Here is a 14549-nt window from a genome sequence, read left to right as displayed (position 1 = left end):
AAGATTTAGTCGGTAAAAATTGGACAAAAGCTTTCTTGTTTTTCAAAAAATAGGTTTGTGAATTTTTTAGATTTGTGATAGAATAGTATGGAATTTTGAATTCAACAATTAAATAGATTTGGAGTAAAAACATGGACCTATTTCCTATAATTATGTCTGTTTTTGCTGCCATCATTGGTTTAGTGATTGGATATGTAAGTGTCTCGGCTAAGATGAAATCATCTAAAGAAGCTGCGGAGCTTACTCTTTTAAATGCTGAACAAGAAGCAACCAATTTACGCGGACAAGCTGAACGTGAAGCTGATTTGATTGTCAAAGAAGCTAAGCGGGAAACAAGTTCGCTTAAAAAAGAAGCACTTTTGGAGGCAAAAGAAGAAGCCAGAAAATATCGTGAACAAGTTGATGCAGAATTTAAGTCTGAACGTCAAGAGTTAAAACAAATCGAAAGCCGCTTGACAGAGCGCGCTTCTACTCTTGACCGCAAAGACGATAATTTAAGCAACAAAGAAAAGGCTTTGGAGCAAAAAGAACAAAGTCTCTCAGATAAATCTAAACACATTGATGCGCGTGAAGAACAAGTAGCGGAACTTGAAAAGCAGAAGGCAGCAGAGCTGGAGCGAGTTGCTTCGCTATCGCAGACAGAAGCGCGTGATATTATTTTGACGCAGACCGAAGACAAGCTTTCTAAAGAGATTGCGACTAGGATTCGGGATGCGGAGCAAGATATCAAAGAGCGGTCTGACAAGGTTGCGAAGAATATCTTGGTCCAAGCTATGCAGCGTATTGCCGGTGATTATGTCGCTGAGCAAACCAACTCAACGGTGCATCTGCCAGATGACAGTATGAAGGGCCGGATTATTGGCCGTGAAGGTCGTAATATCCGGACTTTTGAAAGTCTGACTGGTATTGATGTCATAATTGACGATACGCCTGAAGTAGTCACTCTCTCAGGTTTTGATCCGATTCGTCGCGAAATTGCTCGTATGACCATGGAAGCACTCTTGAAAGACGGTCGTATTCACCCAGCCCGCATCGAGGAGTTGGTTGAGAAGAACCGTCTGGAAATTGACAATCGCATCCGTGAGTACGGAGAGGCCGCAGCTTATGAAATCGGAGCTCCTAACCTGCATCCTGATTTGATGAAAATCATGGGGCGCTTGCAGTTCCGAACTTCTTATGGTCAGAACGTCCTTCGGCACTCTATTGAGGTTGCCAAGCTTTCCGGCATTATTGCTGCTGAGCTAGGTGAAAATGCTAATTTAGCTCGCCGTGCTGGATTCCTCCATGATATTGGCAAGTCTATTGACCGTGAGGTTGAGGGAAGCCACGTGGAAATCGGGACAGAACTGGCTCGGAAGTACAAGGAGCATCCAGTTGTTGTTAATACCATTGCCAGCCACCACGGAGATGTGGAAGCAGAAAGTGTCATTGCTGTTATCGTAGCTGCAGCAGACGCTCTCAGTGCTGCTCGTCCAGGTGCCCGCAGTGAATCTCTGGAAAGCTATATCAAGCGTCTCCAAGATTTGGAAGAAATCGCTAATAGCTTCAAGGGTGTCAAGAATAGCTTTGCTTTACAAGCTGGCCGTGAAATCCGGATTATGGTTCAGCCGGACAAGATTAAGGATGACAAGATTACGATTTTGGCTCACGATGTTCGTGAAAAGATCGAAAACAACTTGGAATATCCGGGCAATATCAAGGTAACGGTTATCCGTGAGATGCGGGCCGTTGACTACGCAAAATAAAGAAGAAATGCAGTCTGGTAACAGATTGCTTTTTTCTTGAATTTTCTGCTGGTCTATTTGGATTTCCGTATGATTGCTTGCTTATTTTTCTATTTTCTCAAAACTATAGACACATACATTTCTTCCTATCCTCTTGAAATATCAGTCTAATTTTGTTACACTAGATAGAAAGACTGTGAAGGAGACATGATGACGGAACGAGGCTTACTAATCGTCTTTTCTGGCCCCTCTGGTGTAGGAAAAGGGACTGTTAGACGAGAAATTTTTGAAAGCACTGATAACCAATTCCAGTACTCGGTATCCATGACGACTCGTCCTCAGCGTCCAGGTGAAGTGGATGGAGTTGACTATTTCTTCCGCACTCGCGAGGAGTTTGAAGAGCTGATTCGCCAGGGCCAGATGCTGGAGTATGCAGAGTATGTAGGAAACTACTACGGGACGCCTCTGACTTATGTCAATGAAACGCTGGATAAAGGTATTGATGTCTTCCTAGAGATTGAGGTTCAGGGGGCTTTACAAGTCAAGAAAAAAGTTCCAGATGCCGTCTTTATTTTTTTGACTCCTCCAGACTTAGAAGAACTTAAAGACCGCTTGGTCGGACGTGGGACAGACAGTGCGGAGATTATCGCCCAGCGCATTGAAAAGGCCAAAGAAGAAATTGCCCTCATGCGCGAGTATGATTATGCCATTGTCAATGATCAGGTGCCGCTAGCTGCCGACCGTGTCAAGCGCGTGATTGAAGCAGAGCATTTCCGAGTAGACCGTGTTATCGGCCGTTATCAAGACATGCTTCCAAAAAACGAAACGATTATTCGATAGAAAGTTAGAAATTAGGTAGAAAATTATGATGTTAAAACCGTCTATTGACACATTGCTGGACAAGGTTCCGTCAAAATATTCCTTGGTTATTTTAGAAGCTAAGCGCGCTCATGAGCTTGAAGCCGGGGCTCCCGCTACGCAGGAATTCAAGTCTGTCAAATCCACTCTTCGTGCTTTGGAAGAAATTGAATCCGGCAATGTCGTTATCCATCCAGATCCAGAAGGCAAGCGTGAGGCAGTTCGCCGTCGGGCAGAAGAAGAGCGCCTGCGTAAAGAAGAAGAAGAACGCAAGATTAAAGAGCAAATCGCTAAAGAAAAAGAAGAAGGTGAGAAGATTTAAGGTTGGGGATGCTCAATCTTATTTTTTCTGTAATGATGTTTAGGAAAGTGGGGTGAGAATATGAAGGTGGCAAAGATTATTGTGGATGTTCCTCTGATGCAGACGGACAAGCCCTATAGCTATGCTATTCCAGAAGAGTTTGCAGGGATGCTGGAGGCTGGCATGCGGGTCCATGTCCCTTTTGGGCAGGGAAATCGCCTGATTCAGGGAATTGTGGTCGGCTTTGATGAGACAGGAGACCAAGATGAGCTGAAGGAGATTGCGGAGGTCCTTGATTTCAGTCCCGTGCTGAATCAGGAACAGCTCTGGCTGGCGGATGAGCTGCGCAAGTCAGTCTTTTCCTATAAGATTAGCCTTTTAAAGGCCATGCTGCCTAGTCTTCTCAACTCCAGCTATGATAAACTACTCTATCCGACGGAGCTGCTGAATGATGAGGAACGCTCAGCTATCTTTGGTCAGGAGCTCAGTCTTCGCTTTTCTGATTTGGACAAGAAAAGTCAGGCCAAGCTGATGCGACTGACCCAGACTGGCCGCATTCGACTGGAGTATCAGGCGACGGACAAGAAGCATATTAAAACTGAGAAATGGTATCGGGTCAATCATACCGCTCTGCAAAATCATGACCTTCCCCGACAAGCAAAGAAAAAACAAGCATTAAAAGAAGTCTTGTTGGAGCAGCAGGACAGCCAGCTCTTGGCTGATTTACGAGAAAAGTTTTCGCGCGATATTATTAATTACTTTATCAAAGAAAATCTAATTAACATAGAAGATAGAGAAATCAGCCGTTCTGCTGCTTATTTCCAAAAGGAGCGGCAGCAGCAAAACCTGACCTTAAATGATGAACAAGCCGCAGCGGTTGCGGCAATCACTCAGAAAATTGGTCAGAGTCATTCTCAGCCAGTCCTCTTAGAAGGGGTTACTGGCAGCGGGAAGACCGAAGTTTACCTACAGGTCATCGCGGAGGCACTGGCCCAAGGCAAGACCGCTATCATGCTGGTTCCAGAAATTTCTCTGACTCCGCAGGTTACTGATCGCTTTATCTCTAGATTTGGCGACCAAGTTGCAATTTTGCATTCAGGCCTGTCTGACGGTGAGAAATATGATGAGTGGCGCAAAGTGGAGCGAGGAGCTGCCCAGGTCGTTGTCGGCGCGCGTTCAGCTATTTTTGCTCCGCTGACAAATATTGGAGCCATCATCATTGATGAAGAGCATGAGTCCTCCTACAAGCAGGATTCTAATCCTCGCTATCATGCTAGAGAGGTGGCTCTCCTGCGAGCTCAGTATAATCAAGCTGTCTTAGTGTTAGGTTCGGCAACTCCGAGCTTGGAGAGCCGTGCCCGAGCAAGCCGTGGAGTCTATGATTTTCAGCTGCTCAGCAAGCGTGCAAATCCGCTGGCGCAGATTCCTCAAGTGGAAGTGGTGGATTTTCGAGATTATATCGGGCAGCATGAGGCCAGTAATTTCACCCCAGTCCTGCTAGAGGCTATTCAAGATCGTCTGGATAAGGGAGAGCAGACGGTTCTCATGCTTAATAGGCGGGGGTATTCCAGCTTTGTCATGTGTCGGGAATGCGGGACCGTTGATAGCTGTCCTAACTGTGATATTTCTCTGACCCTGCATATGGACACCAAGACCATGAACTGTCACTACTGTGGTTTTGCTAAGAATATTCCTCAGAGTTGTCCTAACTGTGCCAGCCGCAGCATTCGCTATTATGGTACTGGGACGCAGAAAGCTTATGATGAGTTGATTCAGCTCTTTCCACAGGCTCGCATTTTGCGGATGGATGTAGATACGACCCGTAAGAAAGGCAGTCATGAAGCCATTTTAGAAAGCTTTGGTCAGGGGCAGGCAGATATTCTCTTAGGCACCCAGATGATTGCCAAGGGATTGGATTTTCCAAATGTGACGCTAGTTGGCGTTCTCAATGCGGATACTGCTCTTAATCTACCGGACTTTCGCTCTTCAGAGCGAACTTTCCAGCTGCTGACTCAGGTGGCGGGCCGTGCTGGTCGGGCTGAAAAGGCTGGTCAGGTCTTTATCCAGTCCTACAATCCTCATCATTATGCCATTGAGTTTGCTAAGCAACAGGATTACGAGGGCTTTTATGCTTATGAAATGGGAATCCGCCGGCAGCTAGGCTATCCGCCTTATTACTTTACAGTCGGTCTAACCCTGTCGCACAAGGATGAAGAGACAGCAGTGCGAAAAGCTTATGAAGTTATGGATATTCTGCGAAGCGGTCTGTCAGAAAAAGTGCAAATCCTGGGTCCAACGCCGAAGCCGATTGCCCGCACCCACAATCTCTATCATTATCAGATTTTGCTCAAATATCGCTTTGAGGACAAGCTACAGGCGACGCTAAATCAAGTCTTGGACTGGACACAGAATCGGGACAATAAAGATTTACGCCTGACAATTGATAATGAGCCACAAAATTTTATGTGAAGCATTTTAGTCGAGATTAAGGTTGTTGTAGGCGACTTCTGATATAATAAGGGAAGGAACAAAAAAGGAATCAATAGTTGAAAATGATGAAAATAATATTTATGGGAACTCCGGACTTCTCAGCGACTGTCCTAAAAGGCCTGCTGGACAGCGGTCAATACGAAGTGTTAGCAGTAGTAACGCAGCCGGACCGTGCCGTCGGCCGTAAAAGAGAGATTCGCATGACTCCAGTAAAAGAATTGGCCTTGGAATACGGGCTGCAAGTTTATCAACCGGAAAAGCTGGCTCAAAGCTCGGATTTAGAGGAGTTGATGAACTTAGAAGCAGATGGTATTGTCACAGCTGCTTTTGGGCAGTTTTTACCTAGCCGCTTACTGGACAGTGTTGACTTTGCGGTGAATGTTCATGCTTCTTTGCTGCCTAAATACCGAGGTGGTGCGCCCATTCACTATGCTCTGATCAATGGCGATGAGCAAGCGGGTGTTACGATTATGGAAATGGTCAAGGAGATGGATGCTGGAGACATGATAGCCAGCAAGGCGACGCCGATTGAAGAGACAGATAATGTCGGAACTCTCTTTGAAAAATTGGCGATTATTGGTCGAGATCTGTTATTGGATGTGCTGCCAGCTTATAGGGCAGGGCAGATTATTCCTCAGCCACAGGATCCTAGCCAGGTCACTTTCTCTCCGAATATCAGCCCAGAAGAAGAGCGGATAGACTGGAGCAAAACAAACCGACAAATTTTCAATCAAATTCGTGGCATGTATCCTTGGCCAGTAGCTCATACCTTGCTGCAGGGACAACGCTTTAAGATTTATGAAGCAGATATGGTAGCTGGCAGCGGTCAGCCGGGACAGATATTGTCTATTAGTAAAAAGGAACTGGTGGTCGCAGCTGGTCAGGGAGCTCTCTCGCTGAAGACAGTTCAGCCTGCTGGTAAGCCCAAGATGGCTATCGTTGATTTTTTGAATGGACTGGGACGCAGCCTGTCCCTAGGAGATACTTTTGGAAAGTAAGCAAAAAACGCCCCGGTGTCAGGCCTTGGAAATTTTGGAAGAAGTTTTTGAAGAAGGAGCCTATTCCAATATCGCCTTAAACCGAGCTCTGAGTCAAAGTCCGCTGAGTCAAGCAGATAAAGGTCTGGTAACAGAGCTGGTTTACGGCACAGTTGCTCGGAAAATCACTCTGGAATGGTATCTATCACATCTGATTGAGGATAGGAACAAATTAGATAACTGGCTCTACATTCTGCTTATGCTTAGTCTGTACCAGATGCTCTATCTAGATAAAATCCCTCAGCATGCAACTGTTCATGAGGCTGTTGAAATTGCGAAAATCCGTAAGCGTGGCAGCGAAAAATTTGTCAATGCCTTGTTACGTAGGATTGAGCGTGAGGGTGTGTCTGATTTTGAAACAATCAAGCGCAAAAACAAGCGCTATTCGATTCAGTATTCTCTGCCGGTCTGGCTGGTCAAAGACCTGATAGAAGAGTATGGCGAAGAAAGAGCTCTAGCTATCTTTGCCAGTCTCTTTGTTCGTAGTAAGGCCAGCATTCGCGTGACGGATATGTCGCGCAAGGCAGAGTTTCGTCAGCTTTTAGGGGCTGAGGACTCGCTCTTATCTCCGTCAGCCTTGGTTAAGAGACAGGGGCATTTTGCTGGGCATCAGCTCTTTGAAAGCGGAGCGATTACGATTCAGGATGAGTCTAGCCAGCTTGTGGCGCCAACTCTAGCCATAGAAGGAGAGGAGCAGATTCTGGATGCTTGCAGTGCACCAGGCGGCAAGACTGTTCACATGGCTTCCTATCTGACGAGCGGCCACATTACGGCCTTGGACCTCTACGATCATAAGTTAGAGCTCGTAGAAGAAAATGCAGAAAGACTGGGCTTGGCAGATAAAATCACCACTAAAAAGCTAGACGCGACCAAGGTGTTTGAGACTTTTGGATCAGATGCTTTCGATAAAATCCTGGTGGACGCTCCTTGCTCTGGTATTGGCTTAATTCGCCGCAAACCAGATATAAAATATAATAAAGAAAATGCAGATTTTGAGAATTTACAAAAAATTCAGCTGGATATACTAGACAGCGTTTGTCAAAGTCTACGTAAAGGTGGTATAATAGCTTATAGTACTTGCACGATTATGGCTAAAGAGAATTTTGAGGTTGTCGAGAAATTTCTGGCCAGTCATCCGAACTTTGAGCAAGTCTTATTAGACCATGAAAGAAAAGATATCGTTAAAGACGGCTGTATCTTGATTACGCCGGAATTATATGAAAGCGACGGATTTTTTATCAGTCAATTTAGGAAGATATCGGAATAAGAGGAGGAAACTGACAGTATGGAAATTTCATTATTAACAGATGTTGGTCAAAAGCGTACAAATAACCAAGATTATGCCAATCTTTTTGTGAACCGGGCGGGCAAGACCCTTATCATCTTGGCAGATGGTATGGGCGGTCACAGAGCTGGAAACATTGCCAGCGAAATGGCTGTGACAGACTTAGGAGCTGCCTGGGTTGATACACAGATTGATTCGGTGAATCAGGTGCGTGAATGGTTTGCGGAGCACTTGGAAGAGGAAAATCAGCGCATTCATCAATTTGGTCAAGATGAAGAATACAAGGGCATGGGCACGACTTTGGAAGCCTTGGCTATCATTGATAATCAAGCCATCTATGCCCATATCGGTGATTCTCGTATTGGCTTGATTCGCGGTGATGAATACCGCCAGCTGACCAATGACCACTCGCTTGTTAATGCTTTGTTGAAAGCTGGACAGATCACTCCAGAAGAAGCAGAGCGTCATCCGCAGAAGAATATCATTACCCAGTCTATTGGTCAAAAAGACGAAGTACAGCCTGACTATGGCATGATTACCTTGGAAGATGGTGACTACCTCCTGCTTAACAGTGACGGTCTGACCAATATGATTTCAGACAGTGAAATTTGTGACATTGTCACCAGCGACATCAGCCTGTCTGAAAAAACACAAACCTTAATTCGCTTTGCCAACAATGCTGGAGGACTGGATAACATCACAGTTGCTCTGGTTCGCTTTGACAAGGAGGATAAGGCATGATTCAAATCGGCAAAATCTTTGCCGGGCGATATAAAATCATCAAGCAGATTGGCCGTGGAGGCATGGCAGATGTCTATCTGGCCAAGGACTTGATTTTGGATGGTGAGGAAGTTGCGGTAAAGGTTCTTAGAACCAATTACCAGACAGATCCTATCGCTGTCGCGCGTTTCCAGCGGGAAGCTAAGGCGATGGCTGATTTGGACCATCCGCACATCGTTCGGATCACTGATATTGGAGAAGAAGACGGCCAGCAGTATCTGGCTATGGAATACGTGGCAGGTCTTGACCTCAAGCGCTATATCAAAGAGAATTCTCCGATTTCAAATGAAGAAGCAGTCAGAATCATGGGACAAATCTTGCTGGCGATGCGCTTGGCGCATACACGCGGTATTGTCCATCGTGACCTGAAACCACAAAATGTCCTCTTGACCCCAGATGGCAATGCAAAGGTAACAGACTTTGGGATTGCGGTGGCCTTTGCAGAGACAAGTTTGACTCAGACTAACTCTATGCTGGGCTCGGTTCATTATCTATCGCCTGAGCAGGCACGTGGCTCTAAAGCAACTGTTCAGAGTGATATTTATGCGATGGGGATTATTTTTTATGAAATGCTGACTGGTCATATCCCTTATGATGGGGATAGTGCCGTTACGATTGCCCTGCAGCATTTCCAAAAGCCGCTGCCATCCATCATTTCTGAAAATCCTAATGTGCCTCAGGCCTTGGAAAATGTGGTCATTAAGGCAACAGCCAAAAAACTGACGGATCGCTATCAGTCGGTTGCAGAGATGTATGTTGACTTGTCTAGCAGCTTATCCTACGAGCGCCGCAATGAAAAGAAATTAGTCTTTGATGATGTTGCGAAAGCAGACACCAAGACCTTGCCAAAAATCTCACCTGTACCTCAGCCAGCAGTTCCACCTGTTAAGCCAACTCCGGCTAAAACGGAAGTGGATGAAGTTAAGGAAGAGACAGCTGATGCGGTTAAGAAAGTTCCAAAGAAACGTCGTTTGAGAACGCGTTACAAAGTACTTTTCTTTGCAGTCTTATTGGTTTTGGCTGCCTTTGTCGTCCTTCTCTATAACAGCCCGTCTAATACTAGCGTGCCAGATGTTTCTGGTCAGACTGTGGCAGAGGCTCGCTCCGCTATTGAAGCTAAGAAGCTGGTTGTCGGAGAGGAAAAGGAAGAATACAGCGACAATGTCGAATCTGGTAAAGTCATTAAAACTGATCCACAGGCTAATAGTCAGCGCCGCGAAGGTAGCAAGATTGACCTGATTATTTCCAAGGGACCCAAGACCTTTGTAATGGAAGATTATGTCGGTCAAGCAAAATCAGCCGTGGTTGAAAATCTGAAAACAAACTATAATGTTTCTGAGAAATTGATTGAAATTGTTGAGGAGGAATCGGACGAGTACGAGCCAGGTCAGGTGATTCGTCAGTCACCGGCAGCTGGTTCGACCTATGATTTGACTTCTAATCATAAGATTAAGCTGACAGTGGCCAAAGAAGTAACTAGTGTGTCCATGCCTGACTTTGGCAGCATGCAGTACACCTACGCCAATGCTCGTTCTTACTTGATCCAAATGGGAATTTCTTCTTCTCGAATTGAGCGAGTTGTTGACCGTTCGGTCACTTCGACTCAGGCAGACTTGGTAACTTCCCAGTCACCAGCGGCAGGTCAGACAATTGACCTCAAATCTAATGAAAAAATCACTCTTTACGTGACAGAAGCAACGACACCATCATCATCTAGCTCGTCATCATCATCTAGCAGCTCAAAGAGCAGTTCATCGTCCGATGATGAAAGTCATTCTAGTAGCTCTAGTTCTTCCGACCATTGATGAAGCTAGGCCATCCTTTTAAGCTTTCTGCTTGAAAGGATGGTTTTTTCTTTGTTGCTGGACAAATTTCCCCATTTCATGCCTTGGACGGAGGTTTTTTGGTTTAATTTTGTTAAAATAGGAAGGTAGAGAAAGGAAAAGGCTATGTGGAAGGTTCAATTATTTGTCTTTGTTGAAACAGTCTTACTATCCATGGCATTGGTGACCATGTTGGCAGCTGATTTTTCACGTGTTGTCATTATTTTGGTCCTTTTTTTGCTGCTGCTCTATTATTACTTCGGCAAGCAAAAAGGGAATTTTCTGCTGGTCGCTTCCATGATTATGCTGTTTTTCATTATTATGCTCAATCCCTATGTCATTGCTGCCCTTTTATTCGCGCTGGTTTATGGGATGATTGTGGCCTACCCTTATATCTATAAGGAAAATCAAGAAACCCATCTCGTTTACGAAGAAGATGTGGAAATTCAGAGTGAAAAGAATCGCTGGTTGGGGGACCTGCAGCATTTTTCTAAGGACAGCTGTCAATTCCACGACATCAATCTCTTGCGCATTGTTGGGAAAGACACCATTCATTTGGAAGACGTGATTTTAGTCAACCATGATAACGTCATTGTCATTCGAAAAGGTTTTGGTGATACCAAGATTATTGTGCCGCTGGATGTGGAAATTCAGCTGCAAATCAATACTCTTTACGGGGAGCTGAATTTTCTACATCATCCATCCCGCAAGCTGCGCAATGAAACTATTTCGCTGACGACACCAGACTATAAACGGGCCAATAAGACAGTGAAGATTGTCCTCGTCAGCTTCCTAGGAAATGTGGAGGTTGTCAGAAAGTGAAGAAATCTAATTATTTTCTCATTCTCCTCTATACTTTCTTTGTCTTATTTATCATCTTCCATTATATTTTCAATATTTTTGATTTCACTTGGCAGGAGCTCTTTAATGATTTGGAGCTGTTGCAGTCTTTTGTGTTCTTTGTTGTAATTATCGGTTTATCACTGACTATTCTGATTGTGATAGCGGCTCGCTTGATACAGTATCTGTCGGTAGCCCATGTGCAAAAAAATCTTCGGCATTTGCTGGATGGACGGAGGCTGGAGCCGACAGACCAACCCGAGTTGGATAGCTCTCTGCATCAGCTCGAGAGAAGGCTGCACCGTCTGACAGAGAATCTCCAGAAGTCTGAAAATCAATCCCTGCAGACAGAAGAAAAAATTATCGAAAAAGAACGGCGGCGGATTGCGCGTGATTTGCACGATACTGTCAGTCAGGAATTATTTGCAGCTAATATGATTCTTTCAGGAGTAGCTGGAAATGTAGAACAGCTTGATGGAGAAAAACTGCAAAAGCAGCTCAAGGGGATTGCAGATATTCTGGACACAGCCCAGAAGGATTTGCGGATTCTCCTACTCCACCTGCGACCTACAGAGTTGGAAAATAAGACTCTGGTCGAAGGGATGGATGTGATTATCAAGGAGCTGACTGATAAAAGCGACATTGATGTTCACTTCAATCATCAGGTTGGGCATCTACCCAAACAGATGGAGGAGCATGTCTTCAGAATCATGCAGGAAATTATCAACAACACATTACGGCATGCCCAAGCCAGTCGGCTAGATATTTATCTCTATCAGGCGCCAAATGAGCTTAAAATCAAGGTATCTGATAATGGCGTCGGTTTTGATCCGCTGGCTCAGGATGAACTCAGCTACGGCTTGAAAAATATGGAAGACCGTGTTCGGGATATGGCGGGTACTTTTAAGCTTTTGACAGCCCCCAGAAAAGGTCTTTCTATTGAAATCACGATACCTTTACTAGAAGGAGAAAATCATGAAGATATTGTTAGTGGATGACCATCAGATGGTCAGATTGGGATTGAAAAGTTACCTGGAACTGCAAGATGATATAGCAGAAGTATCCGAAGCAGTTAATGGCAAAGAAGGAGTTGAGCAGGCTTTGGCAAGTCGTCCGGATGTGATTATCATGGATATTGTCATGCCTGAGATGAATGGGATTGAAGCGACACTGGCCATCTTAAAAGAGTGGCCGGAAGCAAAGATTCTGATTTTGACTTCTTATCTGGATAATGAAAAAATTTATCCTGTTTTGGATGCAGGCGCACATGGGTATATGCTTAAGACTTCTAGTGCTGAAGAAATTCTCCGTGCTGTTAAAAAAGTTGCCAAGGGAGAATTTGCTATTGAAACAGAAGTCAGCAAGAAAGTGGAATATCATCGTAACCATATTGAGCTTCACGAGGATTTGACAGCTCGTGAGCGTGATATTTTAGGGCTTTTAGCCAAGGGATATGAGAATCAACGAATTGCGGATGAGCTCTTCATTTCCCTCAAAACGGTCAAGACTCATGTCTCCAATATCCTGTCCAAATTGGAGGTGAGCGACCGCACTCAGGCAGTTGTTTATGCTTTTCAGCACCATCTTGTCCCACAAGAAGACTTTTAATGGTATAATAGAAAAGATTAAGATTGGACAAGGGGCGATATGGACGCAAAATTAAAGTATAAGGCAAAAAAGATAAAAATTGTCTTTTTCGATATAGATGATACCCTGCGAGTCAAGGATACAGGTTTTATCCCAGATTCTATCCAGACAGTTTTCAAGCAGTTGAAAACCAAAGGGATTTTGACGGGTATTGCGTCTGGTCGAGCAATGTTTGGTGTCGTGCCGGAATTGAGAGCTTTGCAACCAGACTTTTTCGTTACTCTGAACGGAGCCTATGTCGAAGACAGCAAAGGGAAGGTGATTTCTCAGACAGTTATCCCGTCCGAACGAGTGACGTCCTATATTGCTTGGGCTCAGGAAGTAGGGATTGATTATGGTCTGGTCGGCAGCCATGGAGCAGCCTTGTCCAATCGAAATTCTCTGATTTCAGAGGCCATTGATGTAGTTTATCCTGATTTGCCTGTTAATCCAGATTTTCATTTAGACAAGGATATTTATCAGCTTTGGACTTTTGAGGATAGAGGAGATGACCTGCAGCTTCCAGATACATTAGCAGAGCATCTGCGCTTGGTTCGCTGGCATCCTCATTCGTCAGACGTGGTACCGACAGAAGGTTCCAAGGCAGCCGGAGTTTCCAAGGTTGTCGAGCATCTGGGCTTCAAACCTGAAAATGTCATGGTTTTTGGCGACGGACTCAATGATCTGGAATTGTTTGACTATGCAGGAATTGGCATTGCCATGGGCGTTTCCCATGAAGAACTGCGAAAAAGAGCAGATTATATTACAAAAACAGTAGAAGAAGACGGTATTTTTGCCGCTTTAGAGGAGTTAGGTATGGTAGAAAAAGAATTACATTTTCCACAAGTAGAACTTGCAGCAGCAGAAGGTCCAAAAGCGACTATCAAGACTAATCATGGGGACATGAAAGTTCAGCTGTTTCCAGAACAGGCACCAAAAACAGTAGCCAACTTTATTGCCCTTGCTAAAGATGGTTATTATGACGGTGTGATTTTCCACCGCATTATTCAGGACTTTATGATTCAGGGTGGTGATCCTACTGGTACCGGTATGGGCGGTCAGTCTATCTATGGTGAGAAATTTGAAGATGAGTTTTCACCTGAGCTTTACAATATTCGTGGGGCTCTTTCCATGGCAAATGCTGGGCCAAATACTAACGGCAGTCAATTTTTCATTGTTCAAAATAAAAATCTTCCTTATTCAGCTAAGGAATTGAGCCGCGGCGGCTGGCCTGAAGCTATCGCTGAAGTCTATGCCAGTCAGGGAGGAACACCGCATTTGGATCGGCGCCACACAGTCTTTGGTCAGCTGGCTGATGAAGCATCCTACCAAGTTTTGGACAAGATTGCAGCTGTTGAGACGGGTGCGATGGACAAGCCGGTGGAAGATGTTGTGATTGAAACGATTGAGGTTGAAGACTGATGAAAATCGGTGATAAATTAAAAGGCAAAATCACTGGGATTCAGCCTTATGGAGCTTTTGTTGAACTGGAAAACGGAACGATTGGTCTGATCCATATCTCAGAAATTCGTCCGGGTTATATTGAAAATATCCATGATAGTGTAAAGATTAGCCAGCAAGTCTTGGTACAGGTTGTGGACTATGATGAATTTTCTGGGAAGTCCAGTCTGTCCATGCGAACCTTAGAAGAAGAAAAGCACCGCCTCCCTAGACGCCACCGCTTTTCAAACGACCGCTGTAAAATTGGTTTTGAGCCTTTAGGAAGACAGCTGCCTATCTGGATCAAAGAGGCAAAAAAATTCTTAAAAGAAGAAAAAGTTTAAA

Annotated in this window: 13 protein-coding genes; all 13 read left to right on the top strand. The window is 44.7% G+C overall.

From position 1 onward, the window contains the following. Positions 1 to 131: 131 nt before the first annotated feature. The gene (locus RSK81_RS09925) at positions 132 to 1745 is read left to right on the top strand and encodes a ribonuclease Y (RefSeq protein WP_002893506.1); all 1614 of its coding nucleotides are present in this window, start codon (positions 132 to 134) and stop codon (positions 1743 to 1745) included. A gap of 186 nt (positions 1746 to 1931) precedes the next feature. Beyond that, positions 1932 to 2564: a guanylate kinase gene (gene gmk / locus RSK81_RS09920; protein ID WP_002893505.1), complete on the top strand. Its 633-nt coding sequence runs from the start codon at positions 1932 to 1934 to the stop codon at positions 2562 to 2564. 25 nt (positions 2565 to 2589) lie between these two features. Continuing rightward, complete coding sequence (gene rpoZ / locus RSK81_RS09915) at positions 2590 to 2904, top strand: DNA-directed RNA polymerase subunit omega (protein WP_002893503.1); 315 nt, start codon at positions 2590 to 2592, stop codon at positions 2902 to 2904. A gap of 60 nt (positions 2905 to 2964) precedes the next feature. Next, positions 2965 to 5352 carry a primosomal protein N' gene (locus RSK81_RS09910; protein WP_125402740.1) on the top strand — a complete coding sequence of 796 codons (2388 nt, stop codon included), beginning with the start codon at positions 2965 to 2967 and terminating at the stop codon, positions 5350 to 5352. An 83-nt stretch (positions 5353 to 5435) separates the two neighbouring features. Further along, positions 5436 to 6371 (top strand): methionyl-tRNA formyltransferase, encoded by a 936-nt coding sequence (gene fmt / locus RSK81_RS09905; protein ID WP_002903270.1) that lies wholly within the window; start codon positions 5436 to 5438, stop codon positions 6369 to 6371. Further along, on the top strand, positions 6361 to 7677 hold the full coding sequence (gene rsmB, locus RSK81_RS09900; RefSeq protein ID WP_125330294.1) for a 16S rRNA (cytosine(967)-C(5))-methyltransferase RsmB: 1317 nt from the start codon (positions 6361 to 6363) through the stop codon (positions 7675 to 7677). Before fmt ends, rsmB begins: the two co-directional genes overlap by 11 nt. Positions 7678 to 7695: 18 nt before the next feature. Beyond that, positions 7696 to 8436, top strand: coding sequence for a Stp1/IreP family PP2C-type Ser/Thr phosphatase (locus RSK81_RS09895; protein WP_002903268.1), 741 nt, complete (start codon positions 7696 to 7698; stop codon positions 8434 to 8436). Then, a complete protein-coding gene (gene pknB / locus RSK81_RS09890; protein WP_315686667.1) occupies positions 8433 to 10280 on the top strand; it encodes a Stk1 family PASTA domain-containing Ser/Thr kinase in 1848 nt (615 codons plus the stop codon). The genes RSK81_RS09895 and pknB overlap by 4 nt, the downstream gene beginning before the upstream one ends. A gap of 144 nt (positions 10281 to 10424) precedes the next feature. Continuing rightward, a complete protein-coding gene (gene liaF, locus RSK81_RS09885) occupies positions 10425 to 11120 on the top strand; it encodes a cell wall-active antibiotics response protein LiaF (RefSeq protein WP_002893496.1) in 696 nt (231 codons plus the stop codon). After that, positions 11117 to 12136 (top strand): sensor histidine kinase, encoded by a 1020-nt coding sequence (locus RSK81_RS09880; RefSeq protein ID WP_002926513.1) that lies wholly within the window; start codon positions 11117 to 11119, stop codon positions 12134 to 12136. The genes liaF and RSK81_RS09880 overlap by 4 nt, the downstream gene beginning before the upstream one ends. After that, positions 12114 to 12746 (top strand): response regulator transcription factor, encoded by a 633-nt coding sequence (locus RSK81_RS09875; protein WP_002926512.1) that lies wholly within the window; start codon positions 12114 to 12116, stop codon positions 12744 to 12746. The genes RSK81_RS09880 and RSK81_RS09875 overlap by 23 nt, the downstream gene beginning before the upstream one ends. 39 nt (positions 12747 to 12785) lie before the next feature. After that, complete coding sequence (locus tag RSK81_RS09870) at positions 12786 to 14186, top strand: bifunctional Cof-type HAD-IIB family hydrolase/peptidylprolyl isomerase (protein WP_002934595.1); 1401 nt, start codon at positions 12786 to 12788, stop codon at positions 14184 to 14186. Next, positions 14186 to 14548, top strand: coding sequence for a S1 RNA-binding domain-containing protein (locus tag RSK81_RS09865; protein ID WP_002926507.1), 363 nt, complete (start codon positions 14186 to 14188; stop codon positions 14546 to 14548). The genes RSK81_RS09870 and RSK81_RS09865 overlap by 1 nt, the downstream gene beginning before the upstream one ends. Position 14549: the final 1 nt, after the last annotated feature.

It is taken from the genome of Streptococcus sp. DTU_2020_1000888_1_SI_GRL_NUU_041A (assembly GCF_032387735.1).
Classification (GTDB): domain Bacteria; phylum Bacillota; class Bacilli; order Lactobacillales; family Streptococcaceae; genus Streptococcus; species Streptococcus sanguinis.
Note: the sequence above shows the minus strand (reverse complement) of the source record. Positions and strands in the feature narration are given on the sequence as shown.

What these genes read in the sequence shown, in the direction of transcription:
- fmt (WP_002903270.1), top strand. Translation starts at nt 5,436, where the DNA reads ATGATGAAAATAATATTTATGGGAACTCCGGACTTCTCAGCGACTGTC.
- RSK81_RS09910 (WP_125402740.1), top strand. Translation starts at nt 2,965, where the DNA reads ATGAAGGTGGCAAAGATTATTGTGGATGTTCCTCTGATGCAGACGGAC.
- RSK81_RS09865 (WP_002926507.1), top strand. Translation starts at nt 14,186, where the DNA reads ATGAAAATCGGTGATAAATTAAAAGGCAAAATCACTGGGATTCAGCCT.
- liaF (WP_002893496.1), top strand. Translation starts at nt 10,425, where the DNA reads ATGTGGAAGGTTCAATTATTTGTCTTTGTTGAAACAGTCTTACTATCC.
- RSK81_RS09895 (WP_002903268.1), top strand. Translation starts at nt 7,696, where the DNA reads ATGGAAATTTCATTATTAACAGATGTTGGTCAAAAGCGTACAAATAAC.
- RSK81_RS09870 (WP_002934595.1), top strand. Translation starts at nt 12,786, where the DNA reads ATGGACGCAAAATTAAAGTATAAGGCAAAAAAGATAAAAATTGTCTTT.
- RSK81_RS09875 (WP_002926512.1), top strand. Translation starts at nt 12,114, where the DNA reads ATGAAGATATTGTTAGTGGATGACCATCAGATGGTCAGATTGGGATTG.
- rpoZ (WP_002893503.1), top strand. Translation starts at nt 2,590, where the DNA reads ATGATGTTAAAACCGTCTATTGACACATTGCTGGACAAGGTTCCGTCA.
- gmk (WP_002893505.1), top strand. Translation starts at nt 1,932, where the DNA reads ATGATGACGGAACGAGGCTTACTAATCGTCTTTTCTGGCCCCTCTGGT.
- pknB (WP_315686667.1), top strand. Translation starts at nt 8,433, where the DNA reads ATGATTCAAATCGGCAAAATCTTTGCCGGGCGATATAAAATCATCAAG.
- RSK81_RS09925 (WP_002893506.1), top strand. Translation starts at nt 132, where the DNA reads ATGGACCTATTTCCTATAATTATGTCTGTTTTTGCTGCCATCATTGGT.